This window comes from Marininema mesophilum (assembly GCF_900106775.1).
Classification (GTDB): domain Bacteria; phylum Bacillota; class Bacilli; order Thermoactinomycetales; family DSM-45169; genus Marininema; species Marininema mesophilum.
The window spans coordinates 177,180-202,802 of the sequence record NZ_FNNQ01000001.1; the positions used below are offsets into that span (position 1 = coordinate 177,180).

General features: G+C 48.7%; 10 protein-coding genes. All 10 read right to left on the reverse strand.

The genetic code is table 11. From position 1 onward, the window contains the following. Positions 1–16 precede the first annotated feature (16 nt). Genes BLV90_RS00730 through BLV90_RS00775 form a run of 10 tightly spaced genes read right to left on the reverse strand, consistent with a single transcriptional unit; the run spans position 17 to position 25,567 of the window. Entirely contained in the window at positions 17–10,174 is a 10,158-nt protein-coding gene (locus tag BLV90_RS00730) for a type I polyketide synthase (RefSeq protein ID WP_281241987.1), read from the reverse strand. Positions 10,175–10,186: 12 nt separating this feature from the next. Further along, the gene (locus BLV90_RS00735) at positions 10,187–17,896 is read right to left on the reverse strand and encodes a hybrid non-ribosomal peptide synthetase/type I polyketide synthase (protein WP_091734692.1); all 7,710 of its coding nucleotides are present in this window, start codon (positions 17,894–17,896) and stop codon (positions 10,187–10,189) included. Next, entirely contained in the window at positions 17,896–19,440 is a 1,545-nt protein-coding gene (locus BLV90_RS00740; RefSeq protein ID WP_091734694.1) for a non-ribosomal peptide synthetase, read from the reverse strand. The genes BLV90_RS00735 and BLV90_RS00740 overlap by 1 nt, the downstream gene beginning before the upstream one ends. Next, positions 19,437–20,624, reverse strand: a complete 1,188-nt coding sequence (locus BLV90_RS00745) for an acyl-CoA dehydrogenase family protein (RefSeq protein ID WP_091734696.1) — start codon at positions 20,622–20,624, stop codon at positions 19,437–19,439. The genes BLV90_RS00740 and BLV90_RS00745 overlap by 4 nt, the downstream gene beginning before the upstream one ends. Further along, complete coding sequence (locus BLV90_RS00750) at positions 20,621–20,872, reverse strand: acyl carrier protein (RefSeq protein WP_091734698.1); 252 nt, start codon at positions 20,870–20,872, stop codon at positions 20,621–20,623. The genes BLV90_RS00745 and BLV90_RS00750 overlap by 4 nt, the downstream gene beginning before the upstream one ends. Before the next feature lie 22 nt (positions 20,873–20,894). Continuing rightward, positions 20,895–21,749 (reverse strand): 3-hydroxyacyl-CoA dehydrogenase family protein, encoded by an 855-nt coding sequence (locus tag BLV90_RS00755; RefSeq protein WP_091734700.1) that lies wholly within the window; start codon positions 21,747–21,749, stop codon positions 20,895–20,897. Positions 21,750–21,770: 21 nt separating this feature from the next. Further along, positions 21,771–23,000, reverse strand: a complete 1,230-nt coding sequence (locus BLV90_RS00760; RefSeq protein WP_091734702.1) for an ACP S-malonyltransferase — start codon at positions 22,998–23,000, stop codon at positions 21,771–21,773. A gap of 22 nt (positions 23,001–23,022) precedes the next feature. Next, positions 23,023–24,162: a GNAT family N-acetyltransferase gene (locus BLV90_RS00765; RefSeq protein ID WP_091734704.1), complete on the reverse strand. Its 1,140-nt coding sequence runs from the start codon at positions 24,160–24,162 to the stop codon at positions 23,023–23,025. Then, the gene (locus tag BLV90_RS00770) at positions 24,159–25,307 is read right to left on the reverse strand and encodes an acyl-CoA dehydrogenase family protein (protein ID WP_091734706.1); all 1,149 of its coding nucleotides are present in this window, start codon (positions 25,305–25,307) and stop codon (positions 24,159–24,161) included. The genes BLV90_RS00765 and BLV90_RS00770 overlap by 4 nt, the downstream gene beginning before the upstream one ends. Further along, positions 25,304–25,567: an acyl carrier protein gene (locus tag BLV90_RS00775; RefSeq protein WP_091734708.1), complete on the reverse strand. Its 264-nt coding sequence runs from the start codon at positions 25,565–25,567 to the stop codon at positions 25,304–25,306. Before BLV90_RS00775 ends, BLV90_RS00770 begins: the two co-directional genes overlap by 4 nt. Positions 25,568–25,623: the final 56 nt, after the last annotated feature.

Below are 25,623 nucleotides of genomic sequence, written 5' to 3' on the forward strand. Positions count from 1 at the left end.
AACTCCTTGCTCCCGATTAAAAATTAAAATCGTCAAAATCCGTTGCTGAATTTACCGACTGTAGCTCCTTCAATTGATGCTTCACTTTAATCTCTCGGATGGGAATATCCACATGGGAAGTAATCTGTTCTAACACCTCGATAAAACGATGGCAAAATTTATCCATCGATTCTCGTCTAAACAATGCATCCGCATACTCCAATGCCATCTCGATACTGTCGTCTCCTTCATTGGCCCGTAGAAGCAGATCAAACTGTGCCCGCTGGTGATCGTAATCGTAGGATGAAACGGATAGCCCGTCCACTTCCATCTTTTCTGTATCCATATTTTGCAGTACAAACACCGCATCAAACAGTGGATTACGGCTTAGATTCCCCTGCAGACCAAGTTCCAGGATGAGATCTTCGTAGGGGTATTTTTGGTGTTCAAAGGCCTCCAACGCATGGTCGCGCACTTCCTGAAGGAACAGTTGTAAGGGTTTATCTTCCTGCGGAGAATTACGCAGAGCCAACATGTTGATGAAACCACCAATGATGTTTTGCAGATCAGCATGGGGGCGCCCGGTGACTGGGGTACCGATCACAATATCATCCTGATTGCTATATTTACCAAGTGTGACATAGTAGCTTGCCAGAAGAACCGTAAAGAGAGTCGTCTCCTCCTGGATAGCCAGCTTACGGATCTTTTGTGTTAACTCTGCTCCGAGAGTAAAGTGGCATGTATTCCCTGTGAAGTTCTGTGTTTCAGGACGGGGGAAGTCTAGTGGTAATTGCAATACGGGAATTTCATCTTGGAATTGATCGATCCAATACTCCCTATGGCGACTCATCGCGTTCTTTTCTTGCTCACTGTTTTGCCATTCCGCGTAATCCTTGTACTGAAGGCGCAACGGAATCAACTCGCCACCAGCATAAAGTGTCAAAAAGTCGCGCACGAAGATATCATAAGACACCCCATCCGTTACGATGTGATGAAGATCAATCACCAGGATGTGTCGCTCTTCTACCAAACGAATCAAAGCGATCCGCAGATATGGTGGCTGATTAAAGTCGAAGGGTCTCACAAACTGATGGATGATTCCATCCACTTCCGATTCCACGGCTGTAAAATACGCTACCTCTACCTCAGCATGGGGATGAATTCGTTGCTTGGGTACATCGCCCACCATCTCAATGGTGGTGCGGAAGATTTCATGGTGCTGTACTAGATTTTGGAAACCCTCCTCAAGCCGATTCGTATCGATACTTCCTTCGAGTAAAATAACCGATGTATCGTTGTAAGAAGTGCTGTCTGGATGTAAGCGGTGCAAGATGTAGAACCGCTTCTGGAGAGAAGAAAGTTCATAGTACTCCTTTTCCGGTGCAGGCATGATCGCGTTGTACTGGCTTTCTTCCGTTCCTTCAATATGGTTGGCCAGCCCTTCAATCGTGGAGAGATTAAACATCTCTGCCACAGACACCTCTACATTTAATTCCTTATGAATTCGCGACACGATAGTAATCGCCTTTAGCGAATCGCCACCCAGTTCGAGAAAGTCATCTCGCACACCAATCTGTTGCACACGGAAGGCACGCTGCCAGATACTACATAGTTTTTCCTCTGTTCGAGTGCGTGGGTGGATGAATTCGGTTAACAAATTCGGACGTGAATGGAAGGACTCTGTGCCTTCAAGTACTTCATCCTCTTCCTCCCGCAGTGATTTCAAATGGACCCACTCATCGATACGGGCTTGCAGATCTCCAGGGCTGTGCACAAGCAGATCCCCTTGGCGCCAGGTGAGGACTCGATTAAACATGTCAATCCCCTCTTCTGGTGTCATAGACAATTCATGAACCGCGGCACCGATTTGCATATCCTTGTCCTCTTCCTCCCAGTACTTCCAATCCGACCAGTTTACACTGAGCCAGGGCAATTCCGCCTCGCGGTTGTAGTAGGTGACAAAGGCATCCATATAGAGGTTGGAGGCTGCATAGGGAAGATAACCTAATCCTCCGAGAACAGCGGAGATCGAAGACATCAACAGACAAAAGTCCAGTTTCTTACCTCGAAGTACTTCTTCCAACACAAGAAGACCGTATACCTTTGAGGTGAAGTGAGCTTCACAATCCTCCCTTGTCAACTCCCTGACCAGATTATAGGTATCTCCGCCGATAATACCCGCAGCATGAATCACACCGTTGAGCTCACCAAAACGAGTTTCTATATCAGCAACCAATCCCTCCATGCCCTCGCGATCACTGACATCCACTGCCTGCACATCGATTCTTCCACCAAGCTCCTCTAACTCCAACACCTGGCGAATCTTCGCGGCATTGGCCGTGGCTGCACTGAGGTGTTGATTCCATTCATCCCGTTGTGGGAGCCCTGACCGAGAGGTGAGGACGATGGTTCCCTGGGTTTGCTTTACTAGATGACGAGCAAGTATCAAAGCGATGCCGCCAAGTCCCCCTGTGATCAAATAGACTCCGCCTCGTTTTAGAGGGAGCTCCGTTTCATCCGCTTTCCCCATCTTCAGCGGGGTATAACTTTGCACAAAGCGTGTCATCCCACGGTAGGCAATCGCTTTATCCTCTACCCTGTCCACCATCGCTTCAGCGATCAATTGCTTTATCAAACGGCGCTCCTGCTGGCTGCCCCGCTGGGGAAGCGATACATCGATACTCAAACAATTAAAGTAGGCGTACTCCTGGGGAAGGACGATGGATGTCCCCAACAGGGGAGCCTTTTCTGGAACGAGCTCTTCCTCCCCTGTGACGGATTGCACACCATTCGTAATCACGCACAGGGTTATTGGATCGATCACCTGTTGAGTGCTAAATGCCTTAGCAAGGTGGAAAAGGGCGTAAAATCCTACTTCCTGCATCTTCGCTACCCGCTCAGGACTACGCTTTCGTGGACTCTTCGTCACGCCCCAAAGGTGCAAAATACGGGTAGGAATCCCTGTATCCTTCAGCAAGGAAGCATAGTCTGCTGCTTCAGCTGGGTTTATCTGATATTTCTTGTGATCTTGCTTGCTATAATGATCTCCTGGATAAACCACTGTGACATCCGCCGTCTCCCTTAGGTGGGTAGCGATCCCATCCCCTAGCCCACAGCGATCCGCAAAGATCAACCAACGCTCTTTCCCAACGGATACAAGTTGAGGTGATAAGGTAGACGTCCATTGTGGGACGTAAAACCACTCATCCAAATTGGTATTCTTACCCGTCCGCTTCGGCTTCGTAGCCTGAAGCTGGCTACCGATATCAAAGGGGTTCCCTTGTAACTTGTGGGAAACAGGTTCAAAGGAATAGCTCGGTAGCGGAATGCGGCGTCGCTTCTCTCCCTCATAGAAACGTTTCCAATCAATCGAAACACCTACTGTCCAGAGCTGGGCCATCTGGTTGAGCAGGTACTGATCATCGGTCAACGTGGTTTGCTCGGGACGGGTCGTATTGAATAGCCTTGGTGCGTTCTCTTTCCTATCAAGGGAACGCTGGACCATCACGCTAAGGTCTCGCCCAGGTCCGATTTCAATAAAAACACCGATTCCTTCTCTTTTTAACGTTTCGATACTTCTGTCAAAACGTACCGTTTCACGCATATGACGTACCCAGTAGTCTGGGTCAACGGCCTGCTCTTTTGTGATCCATGTTCCTGTAATACAGGAGATATATGGGGAGATCGGCGGCTTGAAGTTGATGCGACGCACATGCTCGGCAAACTGTTCCATAATCGGTTCAAGAAGATGAGAGTGGGCAGCTCCTTCAATGGTGACTCGCATGCTCAACAGACGCTTACTACGGAGCCACTTTTCAAATTCCTGTATCGTCCCAGGGGAACCTGCCACGATACAGGATGGACCGTTAACAATCGACAGGGACAAGGGACCGCCACCCTGTTCGTAAAATTCTTCGAGCATCGGTAGTAATGTTTCTTCCTCGAGGGGAACCGAAAGCATGCCACCACCCGGCAAAGAACTCATCAAGCGACCCCGGATAACGATAAGATTCAGCGCCTCTTCCAATGTGAACACACCGGCTAGACAAGCGGCTACATACTCACCGAAGGAATAGCCTAGCAGTGCAGATGGTGCAATACCCCAATGTTGTAACAAGGCAGCTAAGGCATATTCGAAGGAGAGAATAAGTGGTTGACAGTATTCCATCTTCAGCAGTTTCTGTTTTGCTACTTCACGATCTTCTTCCCTTGGAAAGACCACTGCTTTGAAATCTTGACCCGTCAAGCGATGTAGGATGGCAAAACATTTGTCCATCTCTTTTTGGAAGATCGGTTCGTTAGTATACAAATCCCGTCCCATATGGCTATATTGGGAACCATTGCCCGCAAAGAGAAAGGCGATCTTCGGATTCTTCTCTTTCACATGGTGGTGATGGATTCGGCGTGACTCTTTCTCTTGTAGCCACTCAGCCGCTTCGCGTGCCGAGGAGGCGAGGAGTGCACGGCGGTAAGTAAACTCTTTCCGCCCTACTTGGAGTGTATAAGCGGTATCCGCCAAATTTATTTCAGGATTCTCCTCCAGAAATTGACCCAAATTAGCGGTCATCCGCTCCAGGGCTTTTTCTGTCTTGGCGGATAACAGCAACACTTGATAAGGGCGACTCGGAGAAGTCGGAGGAAGATCGGGGGCTTCCTCAAGTACCACGTGGGCATTCGTCCCCCCAATGCCAAAGGAACTAACCCCCGCCCGAAGCACACCATCACTTTCATCCCAATCCTTAAGTTTCGTATTGACATAGAAGGGACTGTTTGCAAAGTCAATCGCCTTATTCGGTTCATCAAAATTTAAACTAGCAGGAAGCTGACGATGTTGCATCGCAAGCACGGTCTTTACTAAACCAGCAACCCCTGAAGCAGCATTGAGATGGCCGACATTCGACTTTACGGAGCCAATGGGGAGACTTTGTTTTTCTCTTCCCCCGAAGACATCGCCAAGTGCCTTAACCTCAATGGTGTCACCCAATTTGGTTGCTGTGCCATGGGTTTCAATGTAAGAGATGGTATCAGGATCAATGCCAGCCGCTACATGGGCCGACTGGATCACGTCAACTTGTCCCTCTACACTTGGAGCGGTGTAGCCAATTTTATTACTCCCATCGTTGTTAATGGCACTACCCTTAATTACGCCATGAATCGTATCCCCATCGGCGAGTGCATCATCTAGCCTTTTCAATACAACCACACCCACACCATCGCCGAAGAGCATTCCATTTGCCTTTTCATCAAAGGGCTTACAATGACCATCCGCAGAGAAAAGCATCCCTTCTTGGTAGATGTAACCTGATTTATCAGGGAGGGCAAGGGTAACCCCTCCTGCAAGAGCCATCTCACAATGACCATTCAAAAGCGCTTGGGAGGCTGTATGAATAGCCACCAAGGATGTGGAACACCCCGTAAAGATATTGGTACTGGGACCTTTCAGATTAAATCGATAAGATATTTGTGTGGTGAGTGAATCCTTATCATTGAGTAGCGAAGTCAAAAACTGCCCCGATGGTTCGCTCGATTCTGCTAAGGTGGAAAGTACTTGCCAGTAAAGGTTCGGGGAGGCTCCCGCATATACGCCAACACGACCCGGATAGGTTTCCCCTTCATACCCTGCATGTTCCAGGGCATCCCAGGCTACCTCGTGGAAGATCCGCAGTTGCGGGTCCATCAATACTGCATCCTGGGGCGTGTAATCGAAGAATGCCGCATCAAAGCGATCAACGCCCTCTAAATACCCCTTTGCCTTGACGTAATTGGGTTGGGTCACATCTGCTTCTGGTACACCCGCTTCCAATAGCTCTTCATTGCTAAAAAAGCGAATCGACTCCATACCTGCGGTCAGGTTATCCCAGTATTCCCCTATATTTTGCGCCCCGGGAAAGCGACCCGCTATCCCCACGATGGCAATATCTCCCGTTACTGATCCTGGGGAGTATCGGCGATGGGTTACCTGTGAGGAAACTTCTTCCCCACCACTTAAATAAGTAGCAAGAGCGCGAATCGTCGCGTGTTCAAACATCACATCGATGGGGATATGCCGTTCCAGTCGGTTGATCAGCTTCCCATGAATTTGGATGATATCAAGGGAGGTTGCTCCTAGATCAAAGAAATTATGGGTTACTTCTACATGGTCTACGCGGTAGAACTCCTGCCATATGTCAACGATGCTTGCTTCAATCTCTACAAGGTTTGAGCTACCGATAGTCATGCGATTTCGTTGGTTATTGCCCTGTTGGGGTTTACCAGATGGAAGTGATTGCTGCTGACGCTGGCTCTCCATAGTGATCCACTGATCATATCGACTAAACATATCCCCCGCGGAAATAATGACGCGATGAATGTTGGAGAGGGCAAGAACACACTGAAAAGTCTTGATCCCCTCCTCCGCAGTTAACTCGAGACGTTCCAGGGTTTCACCCAACATCGGCTTATCATAAGCCTCGCCTGTGTATTGCCAGTCGCCCCAGTTGACGCTCACCCACCGATTATTTACTCGATTACTCAATCGGTCAGCCACGCCATCCATATACAGGTTGGCACCGGCATAGGCAACAAACCCAAGTCCGCCGAGGATAGGAGACAGTGAGGAGACAAACAGACAAAAGTCCAGCTCACGATCACCTAGTAGCTCCTCTAATACCATCAATCCATGAAGCTTCGGTCGGAATTGCTCTTCGCAATCCTCCCGCGTAATTGTCGCCATCACACATTGGGCAGAGCGAACGCGAAGTACCCCCGCAGCATGAATCACCCCTTGGACCGCTCCGAATCGCTCTTCAGCTTGGAGGAGAGCTGCGCGCATTTCGGTAGAGTCTGCAACATCTGCTCCAAGTACCAGTACCTCGGCCCCCAATTGCTCAAGGGTTAATACTGCTCGAATTCGAATCGCTAGCCGATCATCATTGCCATGGGTGGCTAAAACCTGCTCCCACTCGCTACGTTCGGGTAATCCGTGACGGCCAATCAAAACAAGCTTCGCCTTGACGGAACGGGCTAGGTATTCAGCCAGTTTTAATCCAATACCACCAAGCCCGCCCGTGATCAGGTAGACACTCCTTTCACGCAGACGAGGAGCAACCTCTTGTGGTTCCAGGTTAATGGCCGCTTGGATTTCTTCCTTGGGTAGTAGCTCGAAGGTACTGATGAATTGCTGGTCCCCTCGATAAGCTAACACCGTATCAGCAATCTCTCGTTGCAACTCAGCTAGCAAGTGAGATACAGTCCATTCCAAATCGGTAAGTTCGATATCTACACTTCGGCAACGCACATTGGGATATTCCTGGGGCAATATTTTAACGGGTGCGAGCAAAGGCTGTTTTTCAGCACAAACGCTTTCATCTCCACACACTTTTTGTAGCTGATTTGTCACAACCGATACTTCAAGGGGATGAATAATATTTTGAACGCTAAGAGCCTTGGCAAGGTGAATCATGCTATAAAAGCCAGTCTCCAAAAAGGCAAGCCCCTGATCCTCCTGGGAAACATTCCACAGGTGCACAATACGATCAGGTAGCAACTCCCGCTTACGCAGCTCATCGAACAGAGAATGATAGTCCTCTTCCTTCGTTGCATCTACCGCATAGGCCATCTCCCCCGCTACAGCAAAGGCCGACTTGCAAGCAACTGTTATGACTCGATGCCCACCTGCCTGTAAACCCTCAGCAACTCTTTGCCCTACCCCCTCTTTGTCGACGAAAAGTAGCCAGTTGAGAGATGGCTGTTGATCCTTCCCTGACAGATTAGCCGGAAAGGGTTTGCTCCCCCATATCGGACGGTAAAACCAGTCTGCGATGTCCGGCCGTTTCTCCAATACATTGGCATGCTGCTTAATAGCATCTTGGGCTTTTGGTTCTAGCCAATACCGCCTTTTTTCAAAGGGATAGGTAGGCAATGGGATTCGTAAACGGCGTTCTCCTTCATAAAGAGCCTCCCATTTCACTACAGCACCTTTTTCCCAGCAACACCCGAGTATAGAGGATAAGTCCGCCGTTAATGGAATCAGTTTCTCCGATGCCCATTCTGATTCGATCTTAGCAGGAAGCTCTAGCATGTGAAGGCAAAGGTGATTATTGTTTAGAAGTTTATGCACCTCCTCCATGCCGACCTCATGAGCAGGAGGCGCTACCGCTACCTTTGCCCAGTAAAGGGGGTCCATCGCGAGCTTCGCAGTAATCCAATCCCCTGTCACATTGGACAGAAAACGAATCTTGGGAGGGTTGTATGAGATCTTTTTTACATGACGTTCTAGCGTAGCTTGTTGACGTGTTGTGGCAAGGGTAAGGGCATCCTCTAGCTCAAAAACCCCTGCTACTGCAGCGGCAGCCAATTCAGCCACCCCAAAGCCTACAAGAGATGCCGCTGGTAGAATTTTATGAAGAAAAGTACTGAGTGCAACGCCAATCGCAACGACTATAGCCTCTTCAGTAGCGGCGGGCCAGGATTGAGAAAGGATCGCTTCAGTTAGATTAAAGCCCATCTGAGAGGAAGCCCGCTCCAACACCTCTTCCAGTTCCCTAGGAAACTGTCCATCACCATCAGCCAGCGCGAGGGCCAATTTGACTGCTTCCTTGGCATTATCAGGTAGAAGATAAACAACAGGACGCTTCTCCGTATGAATAGGAGTGGGTAAGGAAGATTGACGTAATTGCCGAATCGCATCCGCTGTATCCTTAACAACTAGGGAGCGACGAACAGGGAATTCACGCCGCCCTATCTGCAACGTATACGCAAGATCCGCCAAGGAAATCTCAGGATGTTGTTCACAATGCGTCGCCAGGTTCTCTGCCATCTGAGCCAAAGCATACTCACTGCGTGCGGATAGCACCAACAGATGACGATCTGTCGATGGTAGTTCACTTGTAAGCTTTGGGCATTCCTCTAGCACGACGTGCACATTGGTGCCACCAAACCCAAAGGCGCTGACACCTGCACGACGGGGATAGATCCCTTCTGTCCTCCACTCGGAAAGCTCTCTATTTAGATAAACAGGACTATCTACGAAATCGATTTTAGGATTGAGGTTATTAAAATGAAGACTAGGCGGCAACTGTTTGTGTTTTAGCGACAGAATCGTTTTGATTAGCCCTGTAACGCCAGCCGCTGTATCTAAATGTCCGACGTTGCTCTTGACTGAGCCAATACCGCAGAATGCTTTTCGCTTTGTATCCGAAAAAGCGCGCTTAATCGCCTCAAATTCAATCGTATCTCCCAGCGCTGTCGCGGTTCCATGGGTTTCGATGTAGGAAATGCTCTCTGGTTCAATTTCAGCAAAGCCATGTGCTGCCCTGATCACCTCAGCCTGACCCTCGACACTTGGCGCGGTATACCCCACCTTGCGCTCCCCATCGTTATTAGCAGCGGAACCCTTGATAATCGCATGGATGGTATCCCCGTCTTCTAGGGCATCTTCTAAGCGCTTGAGCACAACGATTCCCGCCCCATCACTAAACACAGCTCCCTTGGCAGCAGCATCAAAAGCGCGCACCTTTCCATCAGGCGATGACGTCATGCCCTCTTCGTAGAGATAACCCTCCTTCGTCGGGTAAGAGACCCGTACCCCCCCTGCCACAGCAATCGAACACTCACCCGTCAACAGAGCACGACTAGCGAGGTGAACACTGAGCAACGAGGTAGAACACGCCGTATACAGTGTAAAGGATGGACCTTTTAATCCAAGCTTGTAGGAAGTTAGCGTGGATAACGCATCCTTGTAACACAGGGTCCCTGCTTCTGAAAACTCGGCTGCACTACTGCTACCGAGGAGCGGACTCTGTTTCATCCAATTAAAATTGGTTGCAGCACCAACATAAAGGCCGATGAGACCCGGATACGACTTAGGATCGTATCCCGCCATCTCAAGTCCCTCCCAGACGATCTCTTGCAGGATGCGAATCTGCGGGTCGGTAATCTCCGCTTCTCGAGGTGAGTAGGAGAAGAAGGAAGCATCAAACTTTTCGACATCTTCGATATAACCCTTCGCCTTCACATAGTTAGAGTGCTGAACCAAGTCGGGATCGACACCCGCCTCGATCAGCTCTTCTTCACTAAAATGCGCTATCGATTCAACACCTTGTTTGAGGTTTTCCCAAAAATCGTCGATATGATTTGCTCCTGGAAATCGACCACCCATCCCAATCACGGCAATTTCCAGACCTGTTTTCTCGTTGTCATCCAGGCTGCGTGTCAACGGATTCCCTCCCTACTGTCGTTTATTCAATCGGGCCAATGTATTTTTCATCACGGTTTTCGCTATACCTAGCTCTTCACGTGGCTGTGCTTCTTCAGTCGCCCCAGGTTGGCTCAGGTATTTCGCGAGGGTATGAATCGACGAATATTCATAGAGGGTAACCACAGGCAGATCGTATTGGAACAAATCCTTTAGTTTGGCGTTAACCCGGACAAGATCGAGTGAGCTCATCCCTAGATCAAAGAAATTATCGTGAATACCCACCTGTTCATACCCAAACATGCCCTGTAACAATTCACTTAACTGTTGTTCGATCTCATTGGACGGAGCGACAAAGTCCACTAACCGATCAGAACGCTGTTGTTTTGCTTTATTTTTGCCCCCTTGATCCAATAGCTCCGTGTAGTACCTCATCCCATCGGTCAATTTCCAATGCAGATCAACCGGGGATGCCACTACCTGAGGATGGTTGTGGCTGATAATGCGATGGAATACCTCAACCCCTTCCTGGGCGGTTACCCCATCCTCCAGCACACTTTCAACATCTGTGTTCAATTGCTTCGCCCACACCTTTGCCGATTGCAAGGACATACCGACCTCCTGCCAATCCGGCCAATTGATGGACACCGTATATACTCCATCACGCAGGTTTTTATAAACAGCAAATGCATCGAGAAATTCATTGGCTGCGCTATAGCCGCTCTGCCCGAACTTCATGTGATAGGCAACATTCCCAATGGAGGAGCAAAGCACGAAGAAATCAAGGGGCTCCTCCTGAAGGAGAGAGTCCATAAGCAAAGTCCCTGTGATTTTCGGGGCGAGGATGGCATCGTTTTGCTCCTTGTCGCGATTCATCATAATACCTAGATAATCCGCAACTCCAGCTGCATGAACCACTCCCTGGATCTCACCAAACCGCGCCTTTGCTTGGCTGAGCATGTGACGCATATCATGTTCCTTAGCCACATCCCCCTGTACTACCATCACCTCAGCACCCTGGCTCTCCATTTCACCTAGGGCACGTATAACAGCCGCCTTGCGCAGATCTTGCTCCTGTCCATTGATCCAATGATCCCACTCATGACGGGCTGGAAACTCTGAGCGGCCAAGCAGGATTAGTTTGACATCAGGCACCCGCTGGGCCAGGTACTGGGCGATTGCCAAACCAATCCCACCAAGACCTCCTGTAATCAAGTAGACACCACCTGCTCGTAAACGGTTTGTCTCCCCTTCTTCCTTGGCAAAGGAAGTTTGGCGAAGGGTCGGTACCCAGCGATGCCGACCGCGATAAGCAACTACTAGATCGGGGGTGTCACTGAGACACTCCTGTAATATCACCTCAGTAAAAAATTTCTCCGGGAGCCCAAAATCCATATCCAGCGTTCGGCAGGTGAGCGAGGGAAATTCGAGTCCACAAATCTTAGTGAATCCCAAGATCGTCGCTCGTTCAGGATAAAGCGCCTTCTCCGTCCCTGTAACTTCTTGCATGCCCTCCGTCAGGACATACAACTTCCCTTCAACCCCGTATTTGCCAAGGGCTTGTGCCAAATAGAGCAATGAATAGTACCCTTCATCGATCCCCTGTACTACTCGCTCCTGGGATAGCGTTTCTTCCTGTATGCCATGACAGCTCCAGGCATGCAGTATTTTTCGAGGGAGGCACCCTCTGCGTTCCAAATCAGCGAAAAGCTCGCCGTAGTCGGCTTTTTCGTGGAGGTGAATTGTATAGGCATCCTCTGCTGTACGAGAGAACCATTCACCCAGTTGCACAATGATAATCCGTTGTCCCTTATTACGTAGATGTACCACTAACGATTCCATGCGATCTTGCTGATCCACAAAGAGGAGCCAAACATCGTCCCCATTCTCCCATGATTCTACCTGTGGTTGCGCAGGTATCGAACTCCGCTCCCAAGAGGGTATGTAGAACCACTCATCCATGTTGGCCCGTTTTTTAGCATGATTCACCTGTGGAAGCGAGCTGAGGCTGGCGGTTTTTGGATCGGTGGGGAAGCGGTTTTTCTCGAAGGGATAGGTAGGCAAAGGTAGGACCTGTCGCTTCTCTTCACCGTAGAAGGCTTGCCAGCCTACCCTTCCTCCAAGCATCCACAAACGACCGATCTGCTTGAGTAAGTGAGCGCTATCCTTCACAGAATCAAGGGGATGGCGAAGAAGATTAAGTGCAGTTTGCCCCACCTGACGTTCGGGATGAGTTTGTACAAAGGTGGACAACACACGACCCGGTCCAATTTCAAGGCAAATCGCTTGCTCCGTACGGAGGAGCTCAGATAATCCCTTTGAAAATTGGACAGTACCACGTAGATGTTTAACCCAATAGGTTGGCGAGGTTGCTTGTTCTGCGGTAATCCATGTACCCGTCACATTAGAAAGGTAGGGGATATTCGGGGCAGAGAGGCTCACCTTGGCTACTTCCCTCTCAAATGGAGCGAGAATAGGGTCCATCATGCGAGAATGGAAGGCGTGTGACGTATGTAGCATCGCTGCCTTCACTCCAGCTTCGGACAATGTACGCTCCAAATTTTCGAGGAGAGCGGTCGGACCTGAGAGAACTACCTGCTCCGGTAAATTAACCGCTGCTAGATCAATCTCTTCTCTTAAAAATTCTTCGATATCACCCTCTGCTAGATTCACACTGAGCATGGACCCTACAGGAAGCGTTTGCATCAATTTACCCCGTATAGATATCAAATAAAGAGCATCTTCAAAGGCCATTACCCCTGCCACACAGGCAGCAACATATTCTCCGATACTATGTCCAATCATCCGCTGTGGAGTCACACCCCAGTGGATCAATAGGAAGGCAAGTGCATATTCGATGAGGAAGAGGAGCGGTTGGGTAAACGCGGTCTCTTTCAGTCGTTGGGTAGCTAGTTCCTCAGCGCCTGCGGTTGGAAATAAGATGGAGCGCATATCGATGTTGATGTGTTTTTTCAACAAGGTAAAACCGTAATCCATCTGTTCGCGGAAAACCGGCTCATTTTCGTAAAGATCCCGACCCATATTCACGTATTGGGAACCCTGGCCAGAAAAGAGGAACATGACTGGACGGAGAGATTTTGCTTCCGATGTTTCACCAACACTACGCAATTGAGCAATTGCATCAGCTATATTTGGAGCTACCACCGTACGGCGGTGCGGAAAGTCCTGGCGTCCAGTGTGCAATGTATAAGCAACATCAGAAAGCATTCTGTATGGATTTTTTTCCAAATCCTTGGCTAAATTTTCGACCATCATCTGCAACGCAAGCTCTGATTTAGCAGAAAGCGTCAGTACATGCCACTTCCGACTCTCTGCCAACGAAGGGACACTAGGTGCTGATTCAAGTACGACATGGGCATTCGTGCCTCCCATCCCGAAGGAGCTAACACCAGCGCGATACACCTTATCATCCCAGGGAGTCAACATCGTATTAACACGGAAGGGATTTTTACCAAAGTCAATCTTCGGATTGGGGAGCTGATAATGAAGGCTTGGGGGAACTTGTTTATGATAAAGGGCTAAAACTGTTTTAATAAATCCGGCTACACCTGCCGCTGCGTCCAGATGTCCGATATTCGTTTTTACCGACCCGATCAGTACCCGTCCTGACTCCTGTTCTCCAAAGGCCAGCTTTAGTGCTTCCATTTCAAGGGGATCACCCAACTGTGTACCTGTCCCATGGGCCTCTACATAGGCGATCTCCTCAGGTTTTACCCCGGCTATTTGTTGAGCTGCTTGGATTACAGCTGCCTGTCCTTCAACACCAGGGGCTGTAAATCCAGCCTTACGTGCCCCATCGTTGTTGACCGCTGCCCCTTTGACCACGGCATAGATCGTATTCCCATCGCGCTGGGCATCCTCGAGCCGCTTCAATACAACCATACCGACACCGTTTCCGCCAACAGTTCCCGCGGCATCTTCGTCAAAGGCCCGGCAGTGACCATCTGGGGAATGAATCATCCCCTCCTCATACAAATAACCCGTCTTCGTCGGATAGGTTATACTCACTCCTCCTGCGAGTGCCGCCTCACAACATCCATGGATCAGGTCCGCCCAGGCGTTCTCAATCGCAACAAGGGAAGTGGAACATGCTGTTTGCACTGTAACCGCTGGCCCCGTCAAATTCAGTTTGTAGGCAAGACGAGTAGCGAAAACATCCTTCTCATTCAGCAACATCGCTTGAAATTCATCGAGAGCACTCGTACCCTCCCCAGCAACCGAGCGTAACCAATGAAAGTTGGGTGAGCCACCCACATAAACTCCCATCCGTTCGCCATTTGCCCATTTGGATTCCCCAGCATGCTCCAAGGCTTCCCAGGCGCATTCATGGAGAATACGAAGCTGTGGATCCATCATCTCTGCTTCTTTAGCACCGTATTCAAAAAACTGATGGTCAAAGGCATCGGTATCCTCCAAGTAGCCCTTTGCCTTCACATAGTTCTGTTTTTGAAGTTGCTCCTCTGGCACACCCGCCACACGCAATTCTTCCTCTGTAAAGACACGAATCGACTCTACACCCTGTTGTAAATTAGCCCAAAACTGTCCCAGATTAGGCGCTCCAGGCAACCGCACCGCCATCCCCACAACCGCCACATCACTCCCCGTGGGAGGCATGGGGGTGGGGGTAGCCAGTGCATCCTTCTCTCCACCTCGGTAGTAACAGGCCTGGTCGTATATGGTGGTATATCTAAATAACGTCGGCATGGACACTTCCTTCGTAAAGGTACTGCGCAGGCGCGACAGCAGGCGAATCATTTTGAGAGAGTTTCCCCCCACATCAAAGAAGTTCTCATGCAAACCAATCTCTTGCACCCCGAGCACCTCTTGCCATACCTTCGCCACAGTAGACTCTATCTCGTCCTGGGATACTTCATGACCTCTATTGACATGAACTGCCTCACTCTTGCGCAGCAACGCCTTGCGATCCACTTTCCCATTGGATGTAAGCGGGATATTGTTTATAGGAATAAAATAAGCAGGGATCATGTAACCAGGAACTTTATCCACCAAATCGTTACGTAGTTCTTCCTTAGAAATCTCCGTATGGGTTACCACATAGGCACATAACTCCGGCGTACCCTCCTGATCATTTACCGCCACAACCACGGCTTCCTTGATCGCATCGTGTTGTTGCAAATGGTGTTCAATTTCACCTGTCTCGATACGATATCCACGAATTTTCACCTGATGGTCGATCCTACGGATATACTCCATTTCACCGCTTTCCAGCATGCGCACCAAGTCACCAGATCGGTATAATCTCTCCCCAGGGCGGTAGGGATTTTCTATAAAACGGTCCGCATTTATTTCAGTGCGGTTCAAGTAGCCCCGGGCTACACCACCGCCACCCACATATAATTCACCCTGCATACCCTTAGGTAACAATCGTCGGTGTGAATCTAGCACATAACAAGCATAGGTTGGCAAGGAAACTCCGATAGCACTAAGGTTGCTATTCATTTCCTCATCGCCGATTTCTTTATAGGTTACATGGACCGTCGTCTCTGTAATCCCATACATATTGACCATCACTATATGAGGAGAACGTTGGCGCCAGCTTTTTAGTAAATCCGGTTTCAACCTTTCTCCGCCGAATGTGATCAGACGAAGGGAAAATGTTTGATCGGGAAATTCTTCTGCTACCTGTTGAAACATATAGAACGCAGAGGGGGTTTGGTTTAACACGGTCACTTTTTCCCGGGCTACTAGTTCAACTAGCCCATAGGTATCGCGCAGGGTTTGTTTTGGCACAATGATCAGTCGGCCTCCATGGAGGAGAGCACCATACATCTCCCAGACGGACATATCAAAACAAAAGGAGTGAAACAGCAACCATGTATCTTGATCTGAAAAATGAAACTGGCTCGGTTGATGCATCACAAGCTGTACTACATTACGATGCTCGATCATCACTCCTTTGGGGCGACCGGTGGTTCCTGAAGTGTAGATCACATAAGCCAGATTCTCAGGACTAACGGCTGGCATCGGAATGCTAGCTCCCTTTGAGGAATCTTCTTCAGCGAGCTTCGAGAAATGCTCGATAAAGAGTAGCTCACCTGCAATTTTCGCCTTCTCCCTGAATCGTTCAGAAGTAATCAACCACTGCGTTCCACAATCTTCGAGGATGAAGGAGATCCTCTCCTGCGGATAGTCCGGTTCAATCGGGACATACGCCCCCCCAGCTTTCAGTATCCCGAGCAGAACCGCCATCATATCAAAGGAAGGTTCCAGCATCACACCAACGAGTTCATCAGGCTTCACGCCCCTTTGCTGTAGCAAAACCGCTACTTGATCTGCGCGTTCCTGCAATTGACCGTAGGTCATGTGCTCATCACCAAAGGTCAGTGCAATTCGCTCAGGATCCTTTCTCACCTGGGCTTCAAATAATTCATAGATTGTCAGAGGTGGATAGGTGGCTGCTGGTTGAAGGCCGCCTTGCAACAATTTTAATTGCTCATCATTACTCATCATCGCAAGGGATGCGATGGGTTTTGTAACATCCGCTATCATTTCATCTAGCAGACGTAGAAAATGATGGGTCATGCGAGTGATCATCTGTGCATCAAAAGCACCCTCAGGCCACATCATTACGAGTTTAATAGAATCAAAACACTCGACGGAAACCGTAAGATCGTAGTTGGTCAGCTCACGCATTTCATAGCCTGTCACCTGTAGGATCTCATCTGGTTTGGTCAATTGCGCTACATCAAGGGGGTAATTCTCTACCACTAGGATGGTGTCAAAGGAACTATCCACATCGACTAAGGAGATACTCTCATATTCCGACCGATCTAATAGATCCTTTTGCACTTGCTGGAGCAAGTCACTTACCCTCTGCTCCTCCTGATGGGTCACCCGAAGTGGTGGAGTGTTAATAAATAGCCCTACCATCTCCTTCACACCTGGGAGCGTTCCCCCACGGCCAGATACGGTCGTACCAAACAATACGTCCTCAGAATCTTGATACCGTTGCAGTAGCACACCCCAAGCAGCATAGAACAATGCTGCCACTGTAATACCCTGTTGCCTGGCAAACTCTCTGATCCTAGCGCTCTGCTCCTCACCCAGGTGATTGGTAACCGTTTGTGCTATCGAACGCTTCAACCTTTTTTCAGACAAAGGGATGGGTTCTTTTAAATCCGCCAGATACTTTTGCCAAAAGGTTTGTTGACGAGATGCATCCTGGTCTTGTTGCCAACGGATGAAATCTTTAAATTTCGCTTTCTTGGTCAGTGATGGGGTCTTCCCCTGTACCAGTTCACGATACGCCTGGATAAACTCGAGCAGGATCACACCGTTGCTCCACCCGTCAAACAAAATATGGTGATGGCGGAGAATCATTTCATACTCCTTCTCCCCCAGACGGCACAACTCCACGGAAAAGGGTACCTGATGCAGATCGTAAGCCTCATCATCTCCTAGCGCTGCTCCATCACTAAAAAGTAAGCGCGGTGTATGCTCCTTCAACACGATCTGTACAGGATGTTTAACACCCTCCCAACGAAAGGCTGTCCGAAGCATCTCATTCATGCGAACCACATGCTGCCAGGCCCGCTCATATAACGGGATAGAGACCTCACCTGACAAGCGAAGACGAAGTTCTTCTCGATATATGTTGCTATGAGGTTCTTTTAAATAATGAAAGATAATTCCTTCCTGAAGCGGTGTAAGCGCCAGTATATCCTCAACATCTTCCTTCCGTATCTTCGTTGCCTCCGTCATCAAGAGACCCCTCCTCCCGTAAGGTTCTTTGAAGCTACCCAGGTAGCTAACAACTTCCGATCGACCTTGCCGTTCTCGGTCAGTGGTAGCGTCCGATGGTGTATATAGCTACTCGGCACCATATAGTCAGGCAAATGCAAGCGAAGGTGTTTTTTCAGACGGATCGATTGAAAACCCTCTGATGCCTCATAGTAGGCAACCAACTTCACTACAGTCTCCGATTCCCTGCGCACTAACACAACACATTGTTGAATCCCTGCACAAGCCATGGCACAGGCTTCAATCTCGCCTAGTTCAATCCGCAATCCGCGGATTTTAACCTGATGATCGATCCGACCGTGATACTCGATGTTGCCATCAAGTCGTCTAAGGGCTAAGTCCCCTGTTCGATACATGCGCTGACCCTCTTCATTCTCGATGAAACGTTCAGCAGTCAAGGAAGGATTATTTACATATCCGCGTGCCAGGCCAATTCCAGCTATACATAGTTCCCCTACTTGTCCTCGTGGCAACGGATGACCCTTGTCATCGATGACAAAGAGATCAATATTTCGAATTGCTCGACCAATCGGTATATTCTCCTCTAAATTGCTCTTCGTTGGGCAGTCATAGGCGGATACATCAATCGTCGCTTCTGTCGGACCATAAAGGTTCGTCAACCGCGTACCGTTCGTACGATGAAGTAGATCGTTAAATTTCTTCACTTGTCGGGATATCAATGCTTCCCCACTAACAAATACACGCCGCAGGGAAGTTAGTTGATCGATTTCATCCGCCCCTTCGATGTAGTTTAGAAAGGCATTCATCATCGAAGGAACAAAATGCATCACCGTAACTTGCATCGTTTTAGTACCTTCGATAATTGCTTGGGGAAACTTTTCCATGCCGGGTGCCAGGAGGCATACCTTTGCGCCAACCATGGACCACCAAAATATCTCCCAAACGGAAACATCAAAGGTAACTGGTGTTTTTTGCAGGAGGGTATCCTGGGAGTCGATAGGATAAGCTTCCTGCATCCATTCAAGGCGATTCACCAGAGCACGGTGCTCAATCATTACTCCCTTCGGTTTGCCCGTCGAGCCCGAGGTATAAATCACATAAACAAGATCCGCTGGTTGATTCAAACAGGGGAGATTTTCCCCTGAACCTATGTACAAAGTAGCATCATCCAATGATAAAGCAGCTAACTCTATTGACTCTTTCAACTGCTGAAGGAGGTTGCTCTGGGTCAGGACTAACGCCATCCCGCTATCCTCCACAATATATTGGAGACGTTTTTTCGGATAAGAGAGGGAGAGGGGGAGATAGGCTCCACCCGCCTTCAGAATCCCAAAAATACCAATCATCATCTCCAAGGAACGTTCCACCATCACACCAACTATCGTTTCAGGTCCAACACCACGTTTGCGCAGGCAAGAGGCTAATTGGTTGCTCTTCGTGTTTAATTCCCTGTAGGTTAAAGATTGCTTACCAAAGGTGACTGCTACAGCATCAGGCGTTCGTTTTACCTGCGCCTCAAAAAATAGTTGCATGATTGGATTCATACTCGCTGTTGCACTCCCTTTGCCTTTTCCGACGTCCGCATCGCGCGCTTCGCCCTTTTGGCAAACCCTTTACCAAGCAATAGCTGGTGGATCTGATTGCTCCCTTCGACGATTTCCATCGTCTTTGCGTCGCGATAGTAACGGGATACCGAGTGATGTTCGTTGCATCCTAACGCACCCATCATCTGCACGGCATTAGTAGAATGGCGCGCGCCCGCCCGGGATGAAAAATACTTAGCAACCATGATTTTTTCTGTTGCATCAGGACTATGCCCATCCTTTGCTTTAACGGCTTCTAGGCAGAGCAGGGTGGCTGCTTCTAAATCCACCCCCATATCGGTGATCATATGGGAGATCATCCCCTGGTCAATCAGATTGGTGCCAAAGGTCTTACGATCCATCACATGTGCCCCACATAACTCTATACAAGCACGGAGTAAACCAAGGGAGGCAAAGGCGATGGAAATTCGCCCGAACTCCAGCGCATAGGGCGCTAGGTAAGAGATCGCAAACCCCGGACGTCCGATCATATTTGCCGCTGGTACTTCCACATTGTTAAATTCCAATGTAGCAAGGTACGAAGCTTTAAAGCCTAACATATCCGGAATGGGAGTAATGGTCAGCCCTGGGCTGTCCTTTGGGACAAGGCAGGCAATCGGTTCTTCACCTGCTAGCTTCCCAAAAACCAATAACACATCGGCAGCAGCACCAAAGGTGATCCATTTTTTTTGGCCGTTTAAGATGAATCGATCTCCCTGTTGCTGGTACGTCGTCTGCATCATCATTAAGTCAGAGCCAGCGCCAGGTTCGGTCATGGCCAACGCCCCAACCTTCTCACCTGAAGCCAACATGGGTAACCAATAGGCCTTTTGCTCCTCGGATCCCCACTTGAGTATCGACTCCATCACCATCGTATGAACATTAAACAAACCAGACAAAGAGATGCTACCCCTACCGATAGCCTCAGTGAATGCTCCATAGGTGAGATAATCCCAACCCTGCCCGCGATACTCCCGAGGAATCGTCGCACCGAGAAAACCCTTTTCAGCACATCGGCGGATCACATCCTGGGGAATACCCTGCTCGATATCCCAGCGATTTGCATAGGGTTCTACATACGTATTTACGAAATCAACAAACTCTCGATACGGTTCTTGATGAGATCGGGCCAAATGCCCTCTCATCGCACATTCCGCTCCCGCCAGCGACGGACAAATTCCCCGATAGCATTGACAGACTTGTAGTTTTCCATATCGAGATCGTCCATCGTGATTTTGATAGCAAATTCCTTCTCCAGAAAGGTCATCAACTGAATCGCAAACAGCGAATTTACGAACCCTTCTTCAAAGATCTCTGTATCATAATCGAACTCATCATCCACATGTTCAGCGATATAGGTATATACGATTTGTTCCAATGTTGCCTCGACCATTTTTTCTCACTCCCTAGAGAGTTTATTTAGAATAAGCATAAAATCCCTTTCCTTGCTTTCGACCGCACTCCCCTGCATCCACCATCTTCTTTAACAGGGGACAACAGCGGAATTTTGGATCTTGGTATTCTTCGTAAAGTACATGCAAGGAGTGCATAACTGTATCTAACCCGATCAGGTCCGCTGTCTCCAAGGGGCCCATTTTGTGACCAAAGCATTTTTTAAAGATATCGTCCACTTGCTTTGACGTTGCTACTCCATCCATCACTACCCAAGCAGCTTCATTCATATAGAGATGGGAAATCCGATTGGAGACAAAACCCGTCTGATCATTGACGATAATCGCATCTTTATCCAATTGGGCAAGAAACGCCTCCGCTCTCGCTACTGTCTCATCCGAAGTTAAGTGACCACGGATAACTTCAATAGAAGGCTTCATATAAACAGGATTCATAAAATGCATGCCAATCACTCGATCTGGGCGATTCGTTACACCGCCTACCTTCGTGATCGAAATACATGAGGTGTTTACACCAAAAACAGTCTCTTCTCTACAAATCTCATCTAATCGGAGGTAGATCAGTTCTTTGATTAACCAATTTTCAGGTACATTCTCTACGATATAGTCGCAGTCCGCCACATCCTCTAACTGGGTGGTGGCATGTACCAAGGATAGGACTTCCTCTTCGGACATCCTGGGGTATTTTTTATTCAGCATCGGGGCAAAGCGAACGGTCTGTAAAATCTCAGCCTTTGCCCTCTCCAACTGCTCCTCCTCTATATCCACTAAAATGATTTCTAGACCATGCAACACTAGATCCACCGTCATGCCGGTGCCCATCGTACCAGCACCGATAATCCCGATTCTTTGAAACATTCCCGCATCGCTCCTTGGGTTTTATCCATGCATCTGCAACACTTTGTTGTTCAATACTCTTTGCAAATGACGTTCTCGCTCTTCCCCGCGTATCCGTTTCGCTGTTAGTGCACCTTGCATCATTTGAAGTGCCCTCTGTACATCACTCAATTTGGGGGAGGATTCAGAGGCGGCTAACTCCTCATAGCGATGCTGAACTTGTCGAAAGGGAAGCACGACACGTCTCTCGTAATCCGCTAGATCGGTGCTATAATTACGCGTGCCGGCAACCACTGCCAGACAATTGGTAATCACTTGGTTATACTCTGTCTCCTGCACGACTAGCGCTTGCTCGGTCCTGCGCACGTCCTTTTCCTTTTCGTAGTTAACCATTAACAGGTTAGGATCAACGGCCTTGAGCAGATATTTCAGAACATCCTTCGGCCCCATCTCCACTGCAATCGTCATCCCCTCTTGGAGTAAATAGCGGAGAGAATCAAGCCAACGTACTGGTTCCACCAATTGTAACCACAGGTTGTCCAATACACCTTCCACATCTCTGTAAAGAAGTGCACTACGATTTGCGATCACGGGGACATTCGGTGAATGGATCTTACTGTCTATCAATAATTCTCGATAGCGATCCGCCGCCGGCTTCATCAAAGGAGAATGAAAAGGACCACTCATCCTTAACGGGATAGGAATTCCTCCGCGCTCTACTACCTTCTCCCCCGCAAGGCGAATCCCAGCATTTGAGCCTGAGATCGATGTTTTTTGCGGTGTATCATAGGCGGAAACAACCACCTCTTCCCCCGCCTTCTTTACCTCTGCACAAATTTGTTCCACCGTCTCTGGTTCAAGGTTGTTCACCCATGCCATCGTGCCATCTATTGAGGCTGCATATTCACTTACAATCAGCCCCCGACTATGCACGAGCTTCAACACATCTGCGAATCCCATCACCCCTGAAGCACAAAGAGCGGAGTACTCACCGAGTGAATAACCAAGCATTGCATCCGGTTTTATGCCAATCTCCTGCTCAAACACGCGAAATGCCGCCATACTAACCGTGACCAATGCTGTCTGCGCGTTTTCCAAGGCATCTAAACTCAACTTACGGGATTTATCCATACAGAGACTAACCATATCTGTCCCTAACGTATCACTCGCTTCTTGAAAGGTTTCCCGGGCAATTTTAAAGTTATCGTTAAAATATTCACCCATTCCAGCATAGTGGGATCCTACCCCCGGGAACATAAATGCGACCTTCATCAATCGTGTCCCCTGCCTTTCTTTAGCCCAATCTCCTCTCAAACTCCTCCAGCAACAATCGTCCCCTCTTTGTTTTGCGAAGATTGACTAGATCGAGATCATAGCGGATATCTGAAACATTCTTCCAACCCAATTCCACCGCTTGTTTCATATGGAATAAGGATTTTTCTATATCTTTAGCCAATGAATAACCGCAGGCGAGCAGAAAATGATGCCACCCCTTTAATTTCCCTAGTCTAATCGCTTGTTCAAGATAATGCTCTGCTTCCACAAAGTTCCCTCGGTAACGAAGACGATGGTAAGCAGTAAATAGGAAATTATCCAATTCGTTGTACAAAAACACGTACGCTCTATACTCTTGACGATTGATAAACCCTACCTTTTCCGCCAGCTTGAGCGAGGGCAGACGAAAATCCTCTGTTTTCCAATGGGGAACCCGGCCCTCTGCCAAACACTTGTCGAGGAAGGCACGGGTGACTATCTCGCCATAACCCTTGCCTCGGTGAGCACGACTATACGTGTGAATCCCAATCTCTACATCCGTCTCAGTGGCAAAGGCGGTCAAACAACAGCAAACAACCTCATCCCCAAGCAGGACAACATAGCCAAACCCCTTCTTGAGAAAAGCATCCGATGTCACCCAAAAATCAGTGATCATCTCTCGTACCTCTTTCAATTCATCCTTCGCTAGCGACTCGAAGGTAATTGGTTCAACACGAACCCCCGGGGGTATGGAAAGCGGAGGGAGCTTGCGATATCTCTCCTGGGAAAAGGTAAACATGACCCGATCATAGGACTTGGGGATAAACTCGTATAGTTCTTCCTCAATAATGGACTGCCATTTCAGCGAATCACTTGCCCCAGGAAGCAACTCTACCTGAAAAAAAGGGTCGTCTATGCGCATGGCTTCCGGTGCAATCACTTCTTTGATAAAAGTGGGCAGGGTATCGACGAAAGCCGCCTTCGGCTCCCCAAGCAGATAAAAAATCTCTTGTTCAGCCCAAATCAATGCACAGGCAGGGTGCCTTGGATGATCCACATAGATGCGTCCTTTGTTATGACCGGCTAGAATTCCATTTAATATGGGATGCCGAAGGTGCTCATGAAAGAGAGGCTGGATCTGTTCGGGAACTACCGATTCCCTTGCTAACGGATAGATCATGGTTCACTCCACCAACCCTTTCGATAGCAAGTTCGTAGTGCATGCTGGGCAATCACTGGTTGAAGCACCTGGGAGGTGCCTTCTATGATCTCTAATACCTTCGCTTCACGGAACAAGCGCTCTACCGGATAGTCCCGGGAAAAACCGTTCCCGCCAAATACTTGCACCGCATCGGTAGCCACTTTCATCGCCATTTTTGAGGAGAAGTACTTAGCGATGGTGGTTTCGATGATCGCATCGGGATGCTTATCCCGTCGTTTCAAACCAGCGGCTACACAGAGAGCACGCGCTGCATGTAGATTCGCACTGGCATCTGCGATCATTTTTTGCACCTCAGCATATTCACAGATCACCCTGCCCCCTTGTTTGCGGGTTCTTCCATAAGTCACCATCCCATCAAGGGCTTCCTGGGCGATGGCTACTCCTGACCAAGCAATGCTGTAACGCCCATGATCCAGTGCGGTATTAACCACATAGGCAAACCCACCTCCCACTCGACTCAATACATTTTCCAGTGGTACCTCTACATCCTGGAGGTGGATTTCAGCAAGGTGAGATGAGCTACTTGCTAGTAAGTTGCTCATCTTCGTCGTGGAGACACCAGCCATCGAGGATTCGACGAGAAAGGCAGTCATCTCTTCCCCCCGGGAAGCAAATACCAAAAATAAATCCGCAATTCCCCCAAAGGAGATCCATTTTTTACGACCATTAAGGATAAAGCGATTCCCTTCTTGTCGATAGGATGTACCAATCCCTTTCGCATCGGAGCCTACTTCCGGTTCGGTTAAAGCAAAGGCCGCCAGGATTTCCCCCGTTGCCATTCTCGGTAACCAGTACCGTTTTTGCTCCTCTGACCCCCAACGCTTTATCGACTCCCCTACTAATGAAACATGAACGGTAAGCAATTCACGTACCGAGTTGCATGCCTTACCAACCGTTTCTGTAAGATTACCGTAGTCGATAGCATCCAGCGCCAGTCCACCATATTCCACCGGAATTGTTGCACCTAGGACCCCATGCTTTGCAAGACTTATGATCACATCTTGCGGGATCTCTTGCTGTGCTTCAAACTCCCCTGCTCTGGGCCTAAGTTCCTCCGCTGCGAACTGTTCCACCTGGGTAAGCACATCGTGAAGGGCTTTCATGCAGGTGACCTACCCTTTTGCTTCTTTTCAATAAGACGAACAATGTTATTCACTGTGGAAAAATTGACGAGATCAAGGTCATCATTGTCTACTGTCAAATCGAATTCCGTTTCGATAAAGGTAAGCATCTGCATAGCAAACAACGAATTTAAAAATCCCTTTTCGAAAATATTGTCATCATCGGTAAATTCAGCTTCTGTAGCATCGAAGGTAACGAGATTACTCTCGATATATTGACGAATTTTCTCATGGGTGCTCATATTTCTACCTCCTTAACGAATTTCCCTCGTCTTTTTGCTGAGTGGCTCATGCCTTC

Bases quoted from the DNA above. Each gene is read 5' to 3' on its own strand.
- BLV90_RS00735 (WP_091734692.1), bottom strand. From the start codon at position 17,896: ATGACGGAGGCAACGAAGATACGGAAGGAAGATGTTGAGGATATACTG.
- BLV90_RS00740 (WP_091734694.1), bottom strand. From the start codon at position 19,440: ATGAATCCAATCATGCAACTATTTTTTGAGGCGCAGGTAAAACGAACG.
- BLV90_RS00745 (WP_091734696.1), bottom strand. From the start codon at position 20,624: ATGAGAGGGCATTTGGCCCGATCTCATCAAGAACCGTATCGAGAGTTT.
- BLV90_RS00750 (WP_091734698.1), bottom strand. From the start codon at position 20,872: ATGGTCGAGGCAACATTGGAACAAATCGTATATACCTATATCGCTGAA.
- BLV90_RS00755 (WP_091734700.1), bottom strand. From the start codon at position 21,749: ATGTTTCAAAGAATCGGGATTATCGGTGCTGGTACGATGGGCACCGGC.
- BLV90_RS00760 (WP_091734702.1), bottom strand. From the start codon at position 23,000: ATGAAGGTCGCATTTATGTTCCCGGGGGTAGGATCCCACTATGCTGGA.
- BLV90_RS00765 (WP_091734704.1), bottom strand. From the start codon at position 24,162: ATGATCTATCCGTTAGCAAGGGAATCGGTAGTTCCCGAACAGATCCAG.
- BLV90_RS00770 (WP_091734706.1), bottom strand. From the start codon at position 25,307: ATGAAAGCCCTTCACGATGTGCTTACCCAGGTGGAACAGTTCGCAGCG.
- BLV90_RS00775 (WP_091734708.1), bottom strand. From the start codon at position 25,567: ATGAGCACCCATGAGAAAATTCGTCAATATATCGAGAGTAATCTCGTT.